Below are 18,029 nucleotides of genomic sequence, written 5' to 3' on the forward strand. Positions count from 1 at the left end.
GTTACCCCCGCCCCCATCAGGCAGCCGCCAGCCGGTAGCCGCGCTTGGGCACGGTGCGGATCAGCTTCCCGTGCGGCCCGAGCGCCGCCCGCAGCCGCCCGACCGCCGCCTCGACGGCGTGCTCGTCGGCGGCCGCGTCCGGCCAGGCCGTGCGCAGCAGGTCGGCGCGGCTGAGCACGTGCCCGGGGCGTTCGGCGAGCGCGCGCAGCACGGCGGCGCCGCGCGGGCTGAGCAGGCGACTCTCCCCGTCGACCAGGGCGGCGTTCCCCTGGAGGGTCAACCGGACGCTCCCCAGGTCGAGTTCGCGGCGGCCCCGGCTCGGCAGGGTCTCCGCGAGCAGCCGGACCAGTGAGCCCAGCCGGCCGCGCTCGGGGAACTCCGCGGGCAGTCCGAGGTCGGCGAACGGCCGGGCGCAGAGCGCGCCGACACAGACCGGCAGGACGTCCCCGCGCAGTGCGTCGAGCAGTGCGTCGCGCAGGCCGTCGGCGGCGGCCGTCTCGACGAACGCGACGACCGCGGGGGCGCTGGTGAAGGCGAGGGCGTGGACCTGGCGGCGGACGGTCTGGTCGACCAGCCGTCGCACCGGGGCCGGGTCGTCCGGCGGGGCCCAGCGGTAGACCGGGACGGAGATCACCTCGGCGCCGCGTTCGCGCAGCGCGGCCGCGAAGTCGTCGAGCCGCACGCCGTGCTCCTGGACGGCGATCCGCCGGCCGGCCAGGGGGCGGGCGAGCAGCCAGGTCAGCAGTTCGTCGGTGGCCTCGGAACCGGGGGAGAAGCCCTCGCCGAGGCCGCTGGCCCGGACGGCGCCGGTGGCCTTGGGGCCCCGGGTGAGGACGACGGCCCGCCGGCACGCGTCGGCGAGGGCGGCACCCCGGCCCCAGCCCTCGGCGGCGCTCATCCAGCCGCGCCAGCCGACGCCGGTGGTGGCGACCACGTAGTCGAGCGGCCCGGTCAGGCAGGACTCGGTGGCCCGGCGCAGGGCGAGGTCGTCGGCGAGCGGCATGATCCGCAGCACCGGCGCCTCGACGACCTGGGCGCCGCGCCGGGTGAGCAGCGCGGTCAGCTCGTCCCGGCGGCGGGCGGCGGTCACCCCGATGGTGAAGCCGGTGAGGGGCCCGGGCCGCGGGGTGGGGCGCGGTCCGGTGAGGGTGGTTGTTGCCATGGCCGAAAGGGTGCGGGTCGCTCGTTACGGGCTGATTGCCCCTCCGTCTCCCCGGAGTTAGCGAACCGGTCGCTCCCGTTACGGGGGATGTCCGAAGCCGCACGTCGGGCGGTGCCCGGTGTGAGGCAGGCGTACCGCGGGCGCAACACGGCGGACCCGGAGGCGAAACGACCACCGGCGAAATTTCTCGGCACGACCCCGGGACACCGGCGAGCGGGCCCACCGGACCCGCGCCGCCCACCGGACCCGCGCCGCCCACCGCCCCCACACCCTCACCGCCCCCGCAGCCCCCACCGCCCCCGCACCCCCCCCGGCCCCCTCCGCACCCCAGCCCCGTACCACCCGAGGAGTCACGCATGACGTCGCACACGGCCGAGCCGCCCGAGCCGCCGCTGGACCTCGTCCTGGTCGGCCACGGCATGGTCGGCCAGCGCTTCCTGGAGGCCTGGACCGAGCAGCCCGGCGCCCGGCGCCGGCGGATCACCGTGCTCGCCGAGGAGCCCCGCCCCGCCTACGACCGCGTCCACCTCAGCTCCCTCTTCGAGGGCCGCACCCCCGAGGACCTCACGCTCTGCCCGCCCGGCTTCCTCGCCGAGCACGGCATCGAGCTGCGCCTCGGCGACCCGGTGACCGCCGTCGACCGCGCCGCCCGCACGGTCACCACCCGCTCCGGCGCCCGACTTCGGTACGACGAGCTGGTGCTGGCCACCGGCTCGGCCCCGTTCGTGCCGCCCGTGCCCGGTCGGGACGCCGTCGGCTGCCACGTCTACCGCACGATCGAGGACCTCGACGCGATCCGCGCCGACGCCACGAAGGCCGTGGTGGCGGGCGGCGGCACCGGCATCGTGGTCGGCGGCGGCCTGCTCGGCCTGGAGGCGGCCGGCGCGCTGCGGGCGAGGGGACTCACCACCCATGTGGTCGAGTTCGCCCCCCGCCTGATGGCCGTCCAGGTCGACGAGGGCGGCGGCGAACTGCTCCGCCGCAAGATCGAGGAGCTCGGCGTCACCGTCCACACCGCGGCCGCCGCGAGCGGGGTCGCCACCGGCCCGGACGGCGCGGTGCGCGGCCTGCTCCTCTCCGACGGCCGCGAACTCGCCGCCGACCTGGTGGTGTTCTCCGCCGGTGTCCGGCCCCGCGACCAGCTCGCCCGGGACTGCGGCCTGGCGGTCGGCCCGCGCGGCGGCATCGTCGTCGACGAGCGCTGCCGCACCGAGGACCCGGCCGTCCTCGCGGTCGGCGAGTGCGCCCAGGCCGCCGACGGCCGGGTCTACGGACTGGTCGCCCCCGGCTACCAGATGGCCGAGACGGCGGCGCGCGAACTCGCCGGCCGCCCTGGTCCCGGCTTCACCGGCGCCGACACCTCGACCAAGCTCAAGCTGCTCGGCGTCGACGTCGCCAGCTTCGGCGACCCGCACGGCACCGCCGAGGGCGCGCTCGACGTGCTCTACAGCGACGGCCGGCTGGGCGTCTACCGCAAGCTGGTGATCGGCACCGACGGGGCCCTGCTCGGCGGCGTCCTGGTCGGCGACACCGAGGCCTACGGCACCCTGCGCCCGCTGGCGACGGCCGGCCGGCCGCTCACCGTGCCGCCCGAACAACTGGTGCTGCCCGCCGGGTCCGCCGCCGCCGGCCCGATCGCGCTGCCCGACGACGCGGTGCTCTGCTCCTGCCACAACGTCACCCAGGGCGCCGTGCGCGCCGCCGTCCGGGAGCAGGGCGGCGGCAGCGTCGCGGAGGTCAAGAAGTGCACCCGGGCCGGCACCGGCTGCGGCAGCTGCCTCAAGCAGCTCACCACCGTCGTCACCGAGGAGCTCGCCGCCGCGGGGGCCGAGGTCGGGACCGGCCTGTGCGAGCACTTCCCGCAGAGCCGCGCCGAGTTGTACGAGATCGTCCTGGTCACCGGCATCACCACGTTCTCCGCGCTGGTCGACCGGCACGGCACCGGCGAGGGCTGCGACATCTGCAAGCCGACCGTCGCCTCGATCCTGGCCAGCCTCTCCAACGGCCACATCCTGGACGGCGAACAGGCCGCCCTCCAGGATTCCAACGACCACTTCCTCGCCAACCTCCAGCGCAACGGCTCCTACTCGGTGGTGCCCCGGGTGCCCGGCGGCGAGATCACCCCGGACGGCCTGATCGCGATCGGCGAGGTGGCCCGCGACTTCGGCCTCTACACCAAGATCACCGGCGGCCAGCGGATCGACCTGTTCGGCGCCGGCGTCGACCAGCTCCCCGCCATCTGGGCCAGGCTGGTGGACGCCGGCTTCGAGTCCGGCCACGCCTACGGCAAGGCCCTGCGCACCGTGAAGTCCTGCGTCGGCGAGACCTGGTGCCGCTACGGCGTCCAGGACTCGGTCGGCCTCGCCATCGAACTGGAGCTGCGCTACCGGGGGTTGCGCTCCCCGCACAAGCTGAAGTCGGCGGTCTCCGGCTGCGCCCGCGAGTGCGCCGAGGCCCGGAGCAAGGACTTCGGCATCATCGCCACCTCCGCCGGCTGGAACCTCTACGTCGGCGGCAACGGCGGCATGACGCCCCGGCACGCCGACCTGCTCGCCGCCGACCTGGACCGCGAGACCCTGATCCGCACCATCGACCGCTACCTGATGTTCTACATCCGGACCGCCGACCGGCTGGAGCGCACCTCGGTCTGGCTGGAGCGGCTCGACGGCGGCCTCGACCACCTGCGCGCGGTCGTCCTCGACGACGCGCTCGGCATCGCCGCCGAACTCGACGCCCTGATGGCCCGCCACATCGATTCCTACCAGGACGAGTGGGCCGCTACGCTGGCCGACCCGGACCGGCTCCGCCGCTTCGCCTCCTTCGTCAACGCTCCCGGCACCCCCGACCCCGCCGTCACCTTCGTCCCCGAACGCGGCCAGATCCGCCCCGCCCGCCCCGACGAGGACGGCCACGTCCTCCCCGCCCCCGCCCCGGTCCTCGTGGCCGGACCCCGACTGGAGGTGCTCGCCAAGTGACCGTGGAGATCCACGACGGCACCCGCTGGCAGCCCGTCTGCAGCCTCGACGACCTGCAACCGGGCCGCGGCGTCGCCGTCCTGCTGCCCCCCGCCGACACCCAGGTGGCGCTGTTCGTCGACCGCTCAGGCGCGCTGTACGCCGTCGACAACCGCGACCCGTTCAGCGGCGCGCACGTGCTCTCCCGCGGTCTGCTCGGCAGCCGCGAGGGCCGGCCGACGCTCGCCTCGCCGATGTACAAGCAGACCTTCGACCTCACCGACGGCCGCTGCCTGGACGAGGACACCGCCCCCGACGGCACCCCCGCGGTGCTCCGCCGGTGGCCGGTCCGCGCCGCGGCGACCGAGCCCCGGACCTCCCGGACCCCCCGGGACTCCCGGAACTCCCCGAAGGAGGAGCGGGCATGACCACCGCCCTCGGTACCCGCCCGGCCCGGACGGCCGGCGCCCCCACCCTGACCCACTGGGACCCGGAGGACCGCGAGTTCTGGGAGCGCACCGGCGCCCGCACGGCCCGCCGCAACCTGATCCTGTCCGTCCTCTCCGAGCACATAGGCTTCTCGGTCTGGAGCCTGTGGTCCGTCCTGGTGCTCTTCCTCGGCCCGGAGTACCACATCGACCCGGCCGGCAAGTTCACCCTGACCGCCCTCCCCACCGCGCTCGGCGGCCTGCTCCGGCTGCCGTACACCTACGCGGTCGCCCGGTTCGGCGGCCGCACCTGGACGGTGGTCAGCGCCCTGCTGCTGCTGGTCCCGACCGGCCTGGCGGCGCTCGTCCTCACCCCCGGCGTCTCCTACGGCACCCTGCTCGCGGTGGCCTGCGTCGCCGGTGTCGGCGGCGGCAACTTCGCCTCCTCGATGGCCAACATCAACTCCTTCTACCCGCACCGCCTCAAGGGCTGGGCCCTCGGCATCAACGCCGGCGGCGGCAACCTCGGCGTCCCCGCCGTGCAGCTGCTCGGCCTGCTGGTGCTCGCCACCGCCGGTGTCGCCCACCCCCGGCTGCTGCCGCTGATCTACCTGCCGCTGATCCTGGCCGCCGCCGCGCTCGCCTGGCGCCGGATGGACAACCTGCCGACCCCGCCCCGCGAGCCCGGCGCACCCGCCGACCGCTCGCTGCGCGAGGTCGCCCGCGACCCCTACGGCTGGGCCGTCTCCACCCTGTACATCGGTACCTTCGGCTCGTTCATCGGCTTCGGGTTCGCCTTCGGACAGGTGCTCCAGGTGCAGTTCCACGACCGCTTCGACACCCCGGTCAAGGCCGCCGCGCTCACCTTCCTGGGCCCGCTGCTCGGCTCCCTGCTGCGGCCCGTCGGCGGCCGGCTCGCCGACCGCTGGGGCGGCCCCTGGGTCACCCTGGTCACCTTCGTCGCGATGGGCGCCGGCACCGCCGTCGTCCTGGCCGCCTCCCGGGCCGGCTCGCTGCCGCTCTTCCTCTCCGGCTTCATCGCGCTCTTCGTCCTCAGCGGCATCGGCAACGGCTCGACGTACAAGATGATCCCCGCCCACTACGAGGGCCGGGCCCGCCTCGCCGTCGCCGACGGCGCCGACCCGGCCGCCGCCGAGGCCGCCTCCCGCCGCCGCACCGCCGCGCTGATCGGCCTGGCCGGCGCGATCGGCGCCTTCGGCGGGGTGCTGGTCAACCTGGCCTTCCGGCAGTCCTTCCTCAGCAGCGGCAACGGCGACGGCGCCTATCTGGCCTTCCTCGTCGCCTACCTGTGCTGCTCCGCCCTCACCTGGGCCGTCTGGCTCCGCCCGGGCGCCCGGCGCTGAGCGGTACGCCGTCGACGCCCTCGGCCCCGGACGCACGGAGCGTCCGGGGCCGAGGGCGTCCGGGCGACGGTCAGCTGTGCGTGGTCGAGCCGCAGGGACCGGGCGGCAGCGTGAGGAAACCGTAGCTCCGGACGGCCGGGGCGCCGCCGTTCGACCGGCAGATCCACCCGCTCGGGCCGAAGACGGCACGCAGTGCGTTGCCGTGCGCGTCCGTGGCGTACCAGTCGGCGCTGCGGACCGTGTTGTACAGGACGTGTCCGAAGGTGCCGGTCACGAACGGGAGGTTGATCCGGTGGTTCACCTGGTCCACCGGGGGGACCCCGTCGATGGCGCGGGGGACCAGCAGGCCCGGCTCGTCGCCGGGACGCGTGTGCCCGCCGAACGCCTGGCCGACGTAGTGGCCGACGGAGTAGGGGACGAGCGCGTTCGGGTCGTGCAGGACCGCGTCCGTGCCCTGGTTCGCCCGGTCGACGTCGAGCACGCAGGGACCGGCCGCGTCGGGCAGACCCCAGCGGCCCAGCGCCTGCAGGAACGTCCGCCGGGTGTCCGATCCGCGGGCCGGAAGGACCGGTCGGACGGTCGCGTCGGGCAGTGCCGGGTCGATCTGGCGCCAGTTGGTGATCGTGCACGCGTAGATGCTGTTCAGCTGGCTCCTGGTGAGGCCGGCGGGGGCGTTGCCGCCCGTCGGTGCGGCCCAGCTCACCGCGTCCTTCGCCATCACCACGAACAGGGTCGTGGTCGGATCGTCGATCTGTGGGGCGCGGTCGCTGCGGGAGAAGTCGACGGTGCTGCTGGTGGTGCCGGCCAGTGCCGTGTTCCCGGTGCTGGAACTGTACGGCCGGTTGATCGTGGTCGCTCCCGCCTTGGTCGTGATCATCGACGACCCGGTCGAGTCCCAGCTGTACAGCCGTGGCGAGGCGGTGTCCCCGGTGGCGGCCAATGAGGCGTTGTAGTCGGTGGAGAACTGGTTGAACAACTGTTCCGTGACATCCGAACCCACCCCGACGAGGTCGGTCGCGGCCGGCTGCGGCGGGTCGGCGAGAGCGGGGGTGGTGACGGTGAGGGCCAGTGCGGAGGCCAGGGCGAGGGCCGAGGCGGCCCGGGCGGCGAGGCGAAGCATGGGGTGGACTCCCGGTCGGGGGACGGCGCGGTCACCGGCATCCTGGGGTCGCCCGTCCGGGGCCCGAAAGCCCCCAGCACTCTGGGATGCCCGGCGTCACCGCAGGTCGGGCCCGCTCTCCGGCCCCCTCACCACTACCTGTTCTTCCTCCGGTGGTGCCCCGGCCACCCGCCCGGGGCCGGGCGGGCGGTGGCGTCCCGCGTTGTTAGGGTCGGGGCATGGCAGTGAGCAGGACGGGCATCGACGCTCCCGACGGTCCCGGTGTTCCGGGCGGTCCCGACGGTGGCCCTCGTCCCCCCACGCGGTTGCGGCTCGACGCGCGGCGCAACCGCGACCTCCTGCTCGCCACCGCCCGCGACCTGTTCGCGCGGCACGGGCTGGACGTCCCGCTCGACCAGATCGCCAAGGAGGCGGGTGTCGGCAACGCCACCCTCTACCGGCACTTCCCGACCCGCCACGCCCTGGTCGGCGAGGTCTTCGCGAACGCCGCGAACCTGGTCGCCGAGGCCGGGGCGGAGGCGCTGGCCACCGAGGACGCCTGGAGCGCGATCGAGGGGTACTTCGAGCGGATCCTCGAACTGGTCGCTGCGGACCGGGGGATCAACGACCTGGTCACCCGGGCCGTCCAGACCGCCCCCGGGCTGTTCGGGATCAGCCGTCGCAACGCCGCGACGGTCGGCTCGCTGGTCGCCCGCGCGCAGGAACAGGGCACCATGCGCGCCGACGTCGTCACCACGGACCTGCTGTTCGTGTTCGGCGCGCTCTGCCGGTCCCTGCCCGCGGCCACCGAACTGCGCCCCGACCTGTGGCGCCGCCACCTCGCGCTGCTGCTCGACGGCTTCCGCACCCGGGCCGCCCACCCGCTGCCCGTCCCGCCGGTCGGCGAGGAGCGGCTGGACCGGATGTTCGCCGAGCTCTGGGCGGCCGACGCACGGGCGGAGGCGCCACCCACCGCCTGACCGGCCCCGCGTCAGGAACCCGTACGGACCGGCCCCGCCCGCGTCAGAGCTCCGTCAACGAACCGCCCTTCCCCCCTCCACCGGGCTTGGCTGGCACCGACGACACCGGTCATCAGCGACCGGGGACCGGTTCGGAAGGACGGACAGCGCCATGGCGGACGAGCCGACAGCCAGCCCCAGCGGGTCGGGCACGCCGGAGGACGACGGCCGGGGCCGGATCGTGGTCGGCGTCAGCGGCTCGCTCGGCAGCCTCGCCGCCCTGCACCGCGCCGTCGCCGAGGCCCGCCGGCTGGACGCCGAGGTGCTCGCCGTGCACTGCTGGACCCCGGTCGGCGGTGAGTTCGGCTACCGCCGCGCGCCCTGCCCGCCGCTCCTGTCCGCCTGCCGCGACGCGGCCGCGACCCGGCTGCGCGAAGCCCTCGACCAGGCCTTCGGCGGCACCTGGCCGGGCGTGCGACTGCGCAGCGTCGCCGTCCGCGGCGAGACCGGTCAGGCCCTGGTCCACTGCGCCGACCGGCCGGACGACCTGCTCGTCCTGGGCGCCGGCCCCCGCGGCCTGCTCGCCCGCACCCTGCACCCGTCGATCACCGCCTACTGCGTGCGGCACGCGGCCTGCCCGGTGCTGGCCGTCCCGAAACCGCCGCTCCAGCGCGAACTGGAGGCCATGGAGCGCCACCCCCGGACCCGGCTGACGGTGACGGTGTGACCGCCCGTCTCGCTCCGGCGATGTCCGCCGCGATCGCCCTCACCGCGTCCGCCGCCCTGCTGCCGGCCCTCGCGGTCCTCGGCGAACTCCGCCCGACCTGGGTCGCGCTCGCCGCCTACGCGGCCCTCTGCGCCGTCGTCGGCGGCCGCTCCCGCCCCTCCGCCGCCGCGCTGATCGGCCCGGCGGCCTGGCTCTTCCACAACGGCTTCGTCGAACACCGGCACGGCGCCCTCGGCCTCGCCGCCCCGGCCGCCGAGGCCGCCCACGTGCTCCTCCTCACCTCGGCCGCCCTCGCCACCGCCCTCCTCGCGGCCCCGCGCGGGCCGCGCCCCGGCAGGCGGTACGACCTCGCGGCCTGACGACCCGGCGGCCCCGGCGGAGCGACCTATGATGTGTCATCTCGCTGACAGCCGCCGGGGATGGGGAACGCGTTGTTCGAGCAGGCGAAGCATGCGGTCGTGACGATCGACCCGCCGGCGCGGACGACGGGCGGACGGTGAAGGGCTCCTTCCGGGCACTGCTGATCGGCGTGCCGAAGTACCGTGACGAGCACATCACCGACCTCCCGTTCGTCCGGGACGACCTCGTCGAACTGGAGGAGGCGCTGTCCTCGGCCGGCTACGAGGTGGTCGTCCACGAGCCGGACGAGACGGACCGGGAGGGCATCGACTCCGCCGTCGAGACCTTCTTCCAGCAGGCCGCCGCCGGACAGACGCTGCTGGTCTACCTCAGCGGCCACGGCATCCACCACGACGGCACGGACTACCTGGTCCCCAAGGGAGCGCTCACCAGCGCCCGGGACTTCCGCGGCAAGTGCCTGGCGCTCGACTTCGCCCCGTACGTCGAACAGAGCCTGGCGGGGGACGTGGCCGTCCTCGTCGACGCCTGCCGCGAGGGCATCGTCATGCGGGAGATGGCGCCGAGCAACGCCGTCGGCTGGTCCGAGGCGAAAGTCCGCCGGGTCGGGCGGCGGCACTACTGCCACGTCTACGCCTGCTCGCCCGGCGAACGCGCCCGCTACGCCACGGCGGGCGGGACCACGTTCAGCCTCTTCTCGCGCGCGCTCAGCACCGTGGTGGCGAGCGAGACCGGCCCGAGCACCCTCGCCGACCTCCACGAGCAGCTCCAGACCGCCGTGGACGCGCTCACCAGCGAACACGAGTGCCCGCGCCAGCAGGTCAGGGTCCGCGCCGAGGGCGAGCTCGACGGCTTCGTGCTGTTCGAGCGGCCGGACCGCGAACCCGCCGGCGCGGCGGGGGAGCACCCCTGGGTGGTCCGGGCCCGGGAGCACCCGGCCTGGCGGCAGGTGGCCGACGGCCCCGGCGCCGAGGCGATGCGCACGGCCGTGACCGCCCTGGTCGAGCGGCTCGCCCCGCTGGCGGCCGCCGACGACCGGGCCCTGGCCGAGGACCCGTGGCGGCTGACCGACCTCGCGGAGCGGATGTCCGGCCGGCTGGGCTGGCTGCTGTCGAAGGTGCTCAACGCCGAGAAGCTGGCGCTCGCCCCGGCCGAGGCGGCGCTGCTGGTGGTCGCGCCCTTCGCCCATGTGGCCTGCGCGAACCGGGTCGCGGTCGAGGCGCTGGCCGTGCGGCCCACCGACCTGGCCCCGTCCGCCGCTCCTTCCCCGCTGCGGGCCGGCTACGAGCAGTTCGCCACCGGCCGCGCGCGGCTGGTCCGGCGCGCCGCCCAGGCCGGGCGCGGCGGCGACCCGGCGGGGGCGGCGGGCATCGCCTGGTGGCTGTTCCGTCAATGGCTCGCGGGCAGGCCGGGCGGCCACCACGAGAACGTCCTGACCGACCTGCGCGGACCGGTCGGCGCGTTCACCGAGCACCTCACGGCACCCGGTGACCGGGACCTGGTCGCCGAACTGTTCGCCCTGGACGCCCTCCCGAGCCTGCTGCGCTCGCTCCGGACCTCCTACGACACCACCGCGATCCGCCCGGTCCGCCAACTGGCCGGCGCCACCGAGGCGGAGCAGTACGTCCGGGAGGAACTGCTCGGCGCGCTGCTCGCCGTCGCGCACCAACTCGCCGTCGATCCGTTGCGGTTGCCGGACGTCGTGGTGGAGCACCTGGGTATCTCGTACGCGGTCGACCTCGCCGAACTGCACGGAACGATCCAGGGCGCGCGCTGGGACCCGCGCGGCCGGACCAGGGTGCTCACCGCCGCCTGCCACCACCCCGCGGTGGGCCTGGCGCTCCGCCAGCACGCCGCCGCGCTGGACACCCTGCTGGGCGCGATCGACCTCCACGCCGGCGCCGACCCCCAGCTCGCCCCGCTCCAGGACCTGCCGGTCCACGCGACCGCCGACCAGGTCCACGCCGCCGCCGACGAGCGGGGGCGGCCCATCTACGAGTCCACCGACCTGCGGTTCCGGCTCGCGGACGACCGGATCCAGGAACTCCTGATGGGGGAACAGCTCTACGGGGACCAGGCGCTGGCGATCCGCGAGCTGTACCAGAACGCGCTGGACGCCTGCCGCTACCGGGACGCCCGCACCACCTACCTCCGCCGCCACGACCCGCAGGTGCCGGCGTGGTCGGGCCGGATCGACTTCCACCGGGGCGTGGACGAGCGCGGCCAGGCCTACCTGGAGTGCCGGGACAACGGCATCGGCATGGGCGAGCGCGAACTGCGCGAGGTGTTCTCGTACGCGGGCATGCGCTTCGCCGACCTGCCCGAGTTCCTCGACGAGCAGGCGGCGTGGCGGGCCGAGGGTATTGAGTTCCACCCCAACAGCCGTTTCGGCATCGGTGTGCTGAGCTACTTCATGATGGCCGACGACATCTCGGTCACCACCTGCCGCCTGGACCGCGACGGCCACCCGGGCGACCGCCTCCAGGTGGACATCGCGGGCCCGGGCTCGGTCTTCCGCATCCGCAATCTCGGACGGGGGCACGACGCGGGGACCGTGGTGCGGTTGCACCTGCGGAACCCGGACGCGGCGCCGTCGTGCACGGGGTTGCTGGGGCGGCTGCTGTGGATCGCGCCGTACGAGGTGACGGCGGAGGACGCGGGGGAGCGGCTGGAGTGGGAGGCGGGGGTGCTGTCGCCGTTCGCGCCCTTGGGGGCGGAGGACCCGTACGCCGATGGTGCGGTGCGGGCGAAGGAGGTGCGGGTCGCCGCCACGGACCGCGCCGACGTGTGGTGGACCGGTGCCTGGGGCGGAATCCTGGCCGACGGGCTCTGGGCGGGTCTGAGATTCTTCGGGGCCGTGATCGATCTGAGCGGTACCCGGGCACCCAGACTGACCGTCGATCGTACCCGGACCCTGGGCCACGACGAGGCCCACGCGCTCGGGTTGCTGCACCAGCAGATTCCGACGCTGCTGCGCGAGGGCTGCACGATGCTCGATCACACGTGGCTCTCCGAGCTGGTCGATCATCACCCGAACCTCGCCGACGCCGTTCTGGAGGCGGCGGTCACCGAACGGTACGGCCCTTGGCTGGTGGAAGGAGGAAAGGAGGACATCACCGTTCTCGGTTGCTTTCCGACGGACGCTCGCTTGTTGGCGTCGGAAGACCGGCGGCGGCCCTTGTCGCGCATGGTCCGTGAGGGGTACGAGATGCCGGAGCACCTGATGAACTGGCGGACACTCTGCTGGGCCGCCGCCGGTGGTGTCCCCGATGTGACCGTGATCGGCGGGAGCGATCTGGCGGTTGCCAGGCCTACCGACGAGGGACTCCTACGACGGCACCGCCGTGAGGGCGGCGATCGGTCCTGGAGGCTGGAGGCGGACGGCTGGGTGGATCCGGCGAAGCCGGTGCCGCTCGGGCATGTGCTCTCTGTTGCCCAATGGATGGGCCGCCGTCCCGCCGAGGTGGCTGCCAGGCTCGCCGAACTCGGGTACTTCCTGAGGGAGGGACAGCCGGTACCGGAGAAGGTCCTTGCCGACGACCTCTTGGTGTTGAGCCGCAGCGTCAACGGCAGGGCCCCCTGGCTCTGTGCCACGAAGCCGGTGCCGCTCGGGCATGTCCTTTTCGCCGCTCGGGAGTTGAAATGGTCGCCGCAGGACGTGGTCGCGCGGCTCGAAGCACTCGGGGTCGGCTGGACCGACCATCTGGAGTTCCCCCTGCCTCCTGATGCCGAGAGCCTGCTGGTGCCCGAGCCGGGGCAGAACCCGAGATGGCTGTCCCCCGGGGAATCCGTGCCGCTCTGGAAGGTACTCGTGGTGGCCCAGGCAACGAATCGACGACCTCGTGAGGTGATCGACGGTCTGGCCGCGCTCGGGCACCCCTTCGAGGGAACGCTGGTGCCGGAGACCGTCGAGGATGACGACTACATGCTTCTGAGCCGTTACCTCGCGCCGGAAGGACCGTGGCTGGATGCCGGTGAGGCGGTCTCGGCTTGGCACGTACTCGCGGTGGCCGGCGAGCTCGACCGGGCACCGGGGGACGTCGTTTCCAGGCTGCGGGAGCTCGGTCACCAGGTGGCGGACGGTGTGTGGATCCCGTCGACTTTGGGTGATGGCGACCTCGTCCTTCTCAACGGTTACGAGGACGACGAGCACGAGCCGGAGTTGACCGTGCTCGGCGTGCGGGCGCCTATGGGCCATGTCCTCTGGTGTGCAGCCGAGTTGGAATGCTCACCGTTGGCGGTGGCCGATCGGTTGGCATTGCTCGGTCATCCCGTGCCGGACGGCGCCGCGGTGCCGGACCGGGTGCTCTCGGACGACCGACTGGTCCTCAGCGCCGAGCTCGACTGGCGGGGTCCGTGGCTGCTGCCCGACGAGTCGGTGCCGATCGGGCACGTGCTCCGGGCCGCGCGAGCGCTGGGGCGGCCACCGGCCGAGGTCGCGGCCCGACTGGTGAGTTTCGGCCACCGTCTGCCGGAGGGTGTCGGGTTGCCCGATGCCGTGGATTCCGAGGACCTGCTGATGCTCAGTGAACGGCGGGACGGCCAGGCGCCATGGTTGAAGCCGGACGAACCGGCGGGGATCTGGCATGTCCTTGCTGCTGCTGGCGATCTGGAGGTGCCACCGGGCGAGGTCGCGGCGCGGTTGGCTGTGCTTGGCCATCCGCTTCCGCCGGGCATGGCGACGGCACACGGCGCCGAGTCCTTCATGCTGACCAGTAGCGACCGCTGGTCTCTCCCCGACCGGCCGTTGTCCCTGGCCGACGTGCTTCGGTTGAGCGGTGACCGGCACTCCCCGGCCGACACCGCCCGCCGCCTCCAGGACCTCGGCTTCACGCTCGCCGGCGACGTCGTCTACGAGTGACCCGCAGTCACCCGCCCTTTCCCCGCGGTTCGGACACCCGTTCTGACCTGGTAGTGTTCTTCCTGTCGCGAGGGAGAGAAACACAATCCCTCGCCAGGCGTCAGCGGTGCTACCAGAGCACGTCCCGCTTTCAGCGGGGAGAGTCCGTGCAACCCGGGCCTGGCGCTCCAAATCGAACGGGCCCGGTACCTTCTCAGGTACCGGGCCCGTTCGCGTTTCCGTCGTTCAGCGCTCCGTCAGCGGAGCACGCCCCGGACGGCCTCGGGGTCGGTCGGGGAGAGCGGGGCGGCGTCGGGCGAACCCGTCGCCCCGGTGAGGGACTTGGCGGCCGGGGGCGGCGTCACGTAGACCGGGGCGGGCTCGGCGCCGGGGGCGCAGGTCTTGGCGATCCGGCCCTTTCCGCCGGGCAGGCTGCCGTCGCGGAGGTAGGCGGTGAAGGTGTCGTCCAGGCAGGCGTTGCCGTGGAACAGGATCTCGTGGAAGCTGCCGCCGTCCTGGACGACGAGCTTGGCGCTGGGCAGTGCGTCGCGCATGGCGAGCCCGCCCTCGTAGGGGGTGGCGCCGTCCTCGGTGGACTGGAACAGCAGCACGGGCGGCAGGCCCTTGCCGGTGATCTTCAGTCGGCCGGCCCGGTTGCCCTCGTACGGCCAGAACATACAGGCGGCGTTGTACCACATGTTGTTGTAGGTGTAGAAGGGCGCGACCGCGTCCACCTTGGCCTGGTCCTTCTTCCAGTACTCCCAGTCGCGCGGCCAGGCGTTCTCGGTGCACTGGACCGCGTTGTACGCGGGGAAGGAGCCGTCGTCGGCGCCGGGGGCCGCGTAGCGGTTGTAGGCGATGGCGAGCGGCCGGGTGTCGTGCTGGGTGACGTACGCGGAGAGCACGGTGGCCATCCGGGGCCAGCGGAGGAAGTTGTAGCCGCCGCCGTAGAAGGTGTCCTCGAACTCGGCGGGGCCGATCTTCCCGACGGCCGGGGCGGCGTCCAGCGGGTCGGTCCGCAGGGCGGCCTCGACCTGGTCGTAGGCGCGCTGGATGTCGGCGGGGTCGGTGCCGAGGTGGTAGACGGAGTCGGCCTTGGCGGTCCAGGCGGTGAAGGCCTCGAAGCGGCGCTGGTGCTCCTTGTCCTGGAGCTTGTTGTGCTCGTACCAGGTGGTGGTCGGGCCGACGATGCTGTCGAGCACCATCCGGCGCACCCGGGACGGGAACAGCTGTCCGTAGGTGGAGCCGAGCGAGGTGCCCCAGGAGCCGCCGTAGAAGTTGATCCTCGACTCGCCGAGTGCCCGCCGGATGCTGTCCATGTCGCGGGCGTTGTCGACGGTGGTCATGTGGGGGAGCAGCCAGGACCAGTCGGCCGCGCAGTCGGAGGCGTAGCCGGCGGCCTTCTTCAGCCAGGCCTTCGCGGTGCCCTGGTCCGGCTGGTAGTCGGGGCGTTCGGCGTCGAAGTAGTCGGGGTCGCAGACGACGTGGGGCTCGCTGCCGTTGGTGCCGCGCGGGTCGAAGCCGATCCAGTCGTAGGTGGAGGCGACGTCGGCCGGGATCTGTCCGGCGATGAAGGCGGGCATCCAGAGGCCGGAGTTCCCGGGGCCGCCGGGGTTGAGCAGGATCGGGCCCTGGCGCTTGTCCTTGGGCGCGGTGGCCGGGAGCCGGTTCAGCTTGATCTTGATCTTGCGGCCGCGCGGCTCGGAGTAGTCCACCGGCACGTCGAGCATCGCGCACTGGAGCGCCGGTGTGGCCGGGTCCTCGCAGGAGCTCCAGGCCAGGGTGCCCTGGCCGGTGTCGGAGAGCACGCTCCGGTCGTCGAGCCCGTCGGCCCCGGGCTCGACGCCGACGGCTGCGGAGCCGCCGAGGACGGCGATGGCGGTGGCGGCGGACAGTAAGGTGAGGACTTTTCTCATGGTGAGCATGATGTGATATGTGCAATGTCACATCCACTCAGCTGACGTGACGTTATGAAGCTGTGATGGCACGGCGGTTCGGCGGCGGCATCCGTTCGTGGTCCGGCGCACCCGCTCCGACCTGGTAGTGTTCTCTCTGTCGCGAGGGAAGCGAACGAACAGAATCCCTCGTCAGGCGTCAGCGGTGCTACCAGAGCACGTCCCGCTTTCAGCGGGGAGAGTCCGTGCAACCCGGGCCTGGCGCTCCACGGTCGAACGGGCCCGGTACCTCTTCAGGTACCGGGCCCGTTCGCGTTCCTGTTCGCGTCCCGGACGCGCTCCCGAACGAGGAGAGCGGTCCGGGGAGCGGGCCCGTTCCCGGGCCCGCTCCCGTCAGCCCCGGGCCGGGAGTCCGGCGGCGCGGGCCAGCAGCGCGGCGGTGGCGCGGCCGGCCTCGACGGCGTGCGGTGCACGGGCGGCGACGCAGTGCCCGAGGGCCGGGTCGTACTCGGTGAGGACGACCCCGGCGTGGTCGGTGTCGGGCTGGAGGAACTCGGCCGCCGGTGTCAGCAGGGCGGTGTCCAGGGCCCGGGTGGTGTCGGCGGGGACGAGGTCGTCCCCGGTGCCGTGGACCAGGAACAGCGGGACGGGGGAGGGGCGGTCGGCGAGGGCGGCGAGCGGTGCCTCGCCGGTGGTGACCGCCGGGCGGGCGTAGCTGGAGGCGATGCCGACGGCCGCCGTGGGGCGGCGGTCCTCGGGGAGGTCGCGGTGGGTGGCGAGGGCTATCGCCTCCCGGCCGGACATCGACCAGCCTGCCAGGACGAGGCCGAGCGCGGGGTCGCCGCCGTGGTCGGCCGCGTGCCGGTGGGTGTGCTCCAGCGAGGCCAGCAGGTCGGCGCGGCCGCTGTCCGCCGCGTCGGAGCGCCAGTCCGGGGTGAGCACCAGCAGGCCGTGTCCGGCCGCCTCCCGGGCGAGCGGGGCGAGTTCGAACCGGGAGTCGGGGGCCTTCCCGTGCCAGAGGAGGAGCACGGGCCAGGGCCCGGCTGGGCCGGTCGGCGGGCGGTGGACGTCCATGAACCGGCCGGGGGCGTACTCGACGGTCTCGGCCGGGATCGTGACGGACATGGGTGGTTCTCCTGCGGTTCGGGCGGGTGTTCCGGACTGGTACTGTTCTTCCTGTCGCGAGGGAATGATCTCTCGTCAGGCGTCAGCGGTGCTACCAGAGCACGTCCCGCTTTCAGCGGGGAGAGTCCGTGCAACCCGGGCCTGGCGCTCCACGGTCGAACGGGCACGGTACCTGAAGAGGTGCCGGGCCCGTTCGCGTTCCCCGGCCCCTTCCCGGGTCCGGACGCCGGCGCGGGCCCGCTCGCGTCACCCGACCGGGCGGTCGGAGCCGAGTTCGCGGGAGATCCGCAGGCCGACCTGGGCGACCACCGGGCCGAGGGCGCGGACCCGGGCGGCGGTCATCCGGGAGGTGAGGCCGGAGACCGACAGGGCGGCGGTGACCTCGCCGGTGTGGTCGAAGATCGGGGCGGCGACGCAGCGGACCTCGGGCTCGTTCTCGCGGTCGTCGATGGAGTAGCCGCGGGCGCGGATGCGGGCGAGGTCGGCGCGCAGGCGGGGCTCGTCGGAGATGGTCCAGGCGGTGACCGGGCGCAGCCCGGCCGCGACCACCTCGGTGACCGCCTCCTCGGGGAGCCAGGCCAGGATCGCCTTCCCGGTGGCGGTGCAGTAGGCGGGCGCCCGGCTGCCGACCCGGGAGGCCATCCGGACGTTGGTCTCGTCCTCGACCTTGTCAAGGTAGACGATGCCGGGCGCCTGCCAGACGGTGAGGTGGACGGTCTCGCCGGCCTCGCGCTGGAGGCGGCGCAGGTGCTCGGCGGCGACGCTGCGCAGGTCGAGGGTGGACAGGTAGGCCTGGCCGAGCCGGAGCGAGCCGTGGCCGAGCCGGAACCAGCCGGTCTCCCGGTCGCGGTCGAGCAGGTGCTCGTCGAGCAGCGGGCCGGTCAGCCGCAGCACGGTCGACTTGTTGAGGTCGAGTGCCTCGGCGAGCTGGGCGAGCGGGACGCCGCGCCCGTCGCCGTGGTCGCGGACGTAGCCGAGGACCGACAGTGCGCGGCGCAGTGACGACGACTGGTTGCGCTCGCCCGCCGCCTTCTGCGGTTTCCCGGTGGTGGCGGCGGTCTGCTCCGTCATCGGTCCGTTCCCCTCTCGTTCCGCCGTCCGACTGCGGCGGTTGTCGAA

Annotated in this window: 12 protein-coding genes; 7 read left to right on the plus strand and 5 right to left on the minus strand. The window is 73.8% G+C overall.

What is annotated here, in order from left to right; translation table 11 throughout:
* Positions 1 to 16: 16 nt before the first annotated feature.
* On the minus strand, positions 17 to 1,162 hold the full coding sequence (locus OG715_RS35615; protein ID WP_266273154.1) for a uroporphyrinogen-III synthase: 1,146 nt from the start codon (positions 1,160 to 1,162) through the stop codon (positions 17 to 19).
* A gap of 356 nt (positions 1,163 to 1,518) precedes the next feature.
* On the opposite strand from OG715_RS35615, the gene nirB reads away from it, so the two are divergent.
* Genes nirB through OG715_RS35630 form a run of 3 tightly spaced genes read left to right on the plus strand, consistent with a single transcriptional unit; the run spans position 1,519 to position 5,908 of the window.
* Positions 1,519 to 4,137: a nitrite reductase large subunit NirB gene (gene nirB, locus OG715_RS35620; RefSeq protein WP_266273153.1), complete on the plus strand. Its 2,619-nt coding sequence runs from the start codon at positions 1,519 to 1,521 to the stop codon at positions 4,135 to 4,137.
* The gene (gene nirD, locus OG715_RS35625) at positions 4,134 to 4,544 is read left to right on the plus strand and encodes a nitrite reductase small subunit NirD (RefSeq protein ID WP_266273152.1); all 411 of its coding nucleotides are present in this window, start codon (positions 4,134 to 4,136) and stop codon (positions 4,542 to 4,544) included. The genes nirB and nirD overlap by 4 nt, the downstream gene beginning before the upstream one ends.
* Positions 4,541 to 5,908, plus strand: a complete 1,368-nt coding sequence (locus OG715_RS35630; protein ID WP_266273151.1) for an MFS transporter — start codon at positions 4,541 to 4,543, stop codon at positions 5,906 to 5,908. Before nirD ends, OG715_RS35630 begins: the two co-directional genes overlap by 4 nt.
* A 70-nt stretch (positions 5,909 to 5,978) precedes the next feature.
* Here OG715_RS35630 and OG715_RS35635 read toward each other — a convergent pair whose 3' ends face one another.
* The gene (locus OG715_RS35635; protein WP_266273150.1) at positions 5,979 to 7,028 is read right to left on the minus strand and encodes a substrate-binding domain-containing protein; all 1,050 of its coding nucleotides are present in this window, start codon (positions 7,026 to 7,028) and stop codon (positions 5,979 to 5,981) included.
* A 218-nt stretch (positions 7,029 to 7,246) separates the two neighbouring features.
* On the opposite strand from OG715_RS35635, the gene OG715_RS35640 reads away from it, so the two are divergent.
* The 4 genes from OG715_RS35640 (at position 7,247) to OG715_RS35655 (ending at position 13,911) form a co-directional block, all read left to right on the plus strand.
* Positions 7,247 to 7,987 (plus strand): TetR/AcrR family transcriptional regulator, encoded by a 741-nt coding sequence (locus OG715_RS35640; protein ID WP_266273149.1) that lies wholly within the window; start codon positions 7,247 to 7,249, stop codon positions 7,985 to 7,987.
* A 151-nt stretch (positions 7,988 to 8,138) separates the two neighbouring features.
* Entirely contained in the window at positions 8,139 to 8,693 is a 555-nt protein-coding gene (locus OG715_RS35645) for a universal stress protein (protein WP_266273148.1), read from the plus strand.
* Entirely contained in the window at positions 8,690 to 9,052 is a 363-nt protein-coding gene (locus tag OG715_RS35650; protein WP_266273147.1) for a hypothetical protein, read from the plus strand. Before OG715_RS35645 ends, OG715_RS35650 begins: the two co-directional genes overlap by 4 nt.
* A 137-nt stretch (positions 9,053 to 9,189) precedes the next feature.
* The gene (locus OG715_RS35655) at positions 9,190 to 13,911 is read left to right on the plus strand and encodes a wHTH domain-containing protein (protein WP_266273146.1); all 4,722 of its coding nucleotides are present in this window, start codon (positions 9,190 to 9,192) and stop codon (positions 13,909 to 13,911) included.
* A 236-nt stretch (positions 13,912 to 14,147) separates the two neighbouring features.
* Here the strand turns inward: OG715_RS35655 and OG715_RS35660 are convergent, their stop codons facing one another.
* The 3 genes from OG715_RS35660 to OG715_RS35670 form a co-directional block, all read right to left on the minus strand.
* Positions 14,148 to 15,806, minus strand: coding sequence for an alpha/beta hydrolase (locus tag OG715_RS35660; RefSeq protein WP_266273145.1), 1,659 nt, complete (start codon positions 15,804 to 15,806; stop codon positions 14,148 to 14,150).
* 372 nt (positions 15,807 to 16,178) lie between these two features.
* The gene (locus OG715_RS35665; RefSeq protein WP_266273144.1) at positions 16,179 to 16,910 is read right to left on the minus strand and encodes an alpha/beta hydrolase family protein; all 732 of its coding nucleotides are present in this window, start codon (positions 16,908 to 16,910) and stop codon (positions 16,179 to 16,181) included.
* 246 nt (positions 16,911 to 17,156) lie between these two features.
* Complete coding sequence (locus OG715_RS35670) at positions 17,157 to 17,981, minus strand: IclR family transcriptional regulator (RefSeq protein WP_266273143.1); 825 nt, start codon at positions 17,979 to 17,981, stop codon at positions 17,157 to 17,159.
* Positions 17,982 to 18,029 lie beyond the last annotated feature (48 nt).

This window comes from Kitasatospora purpeofusca, from assembly GCF_036010405.1.
In the GTDB taxonomy this organism is placed as follows: Bacteria; Actinomycetota; Actinomycetes; order Streptomycetales; family Streptomycetaceae; genus Kitasatospora; species Kitasatospora purpeofusca.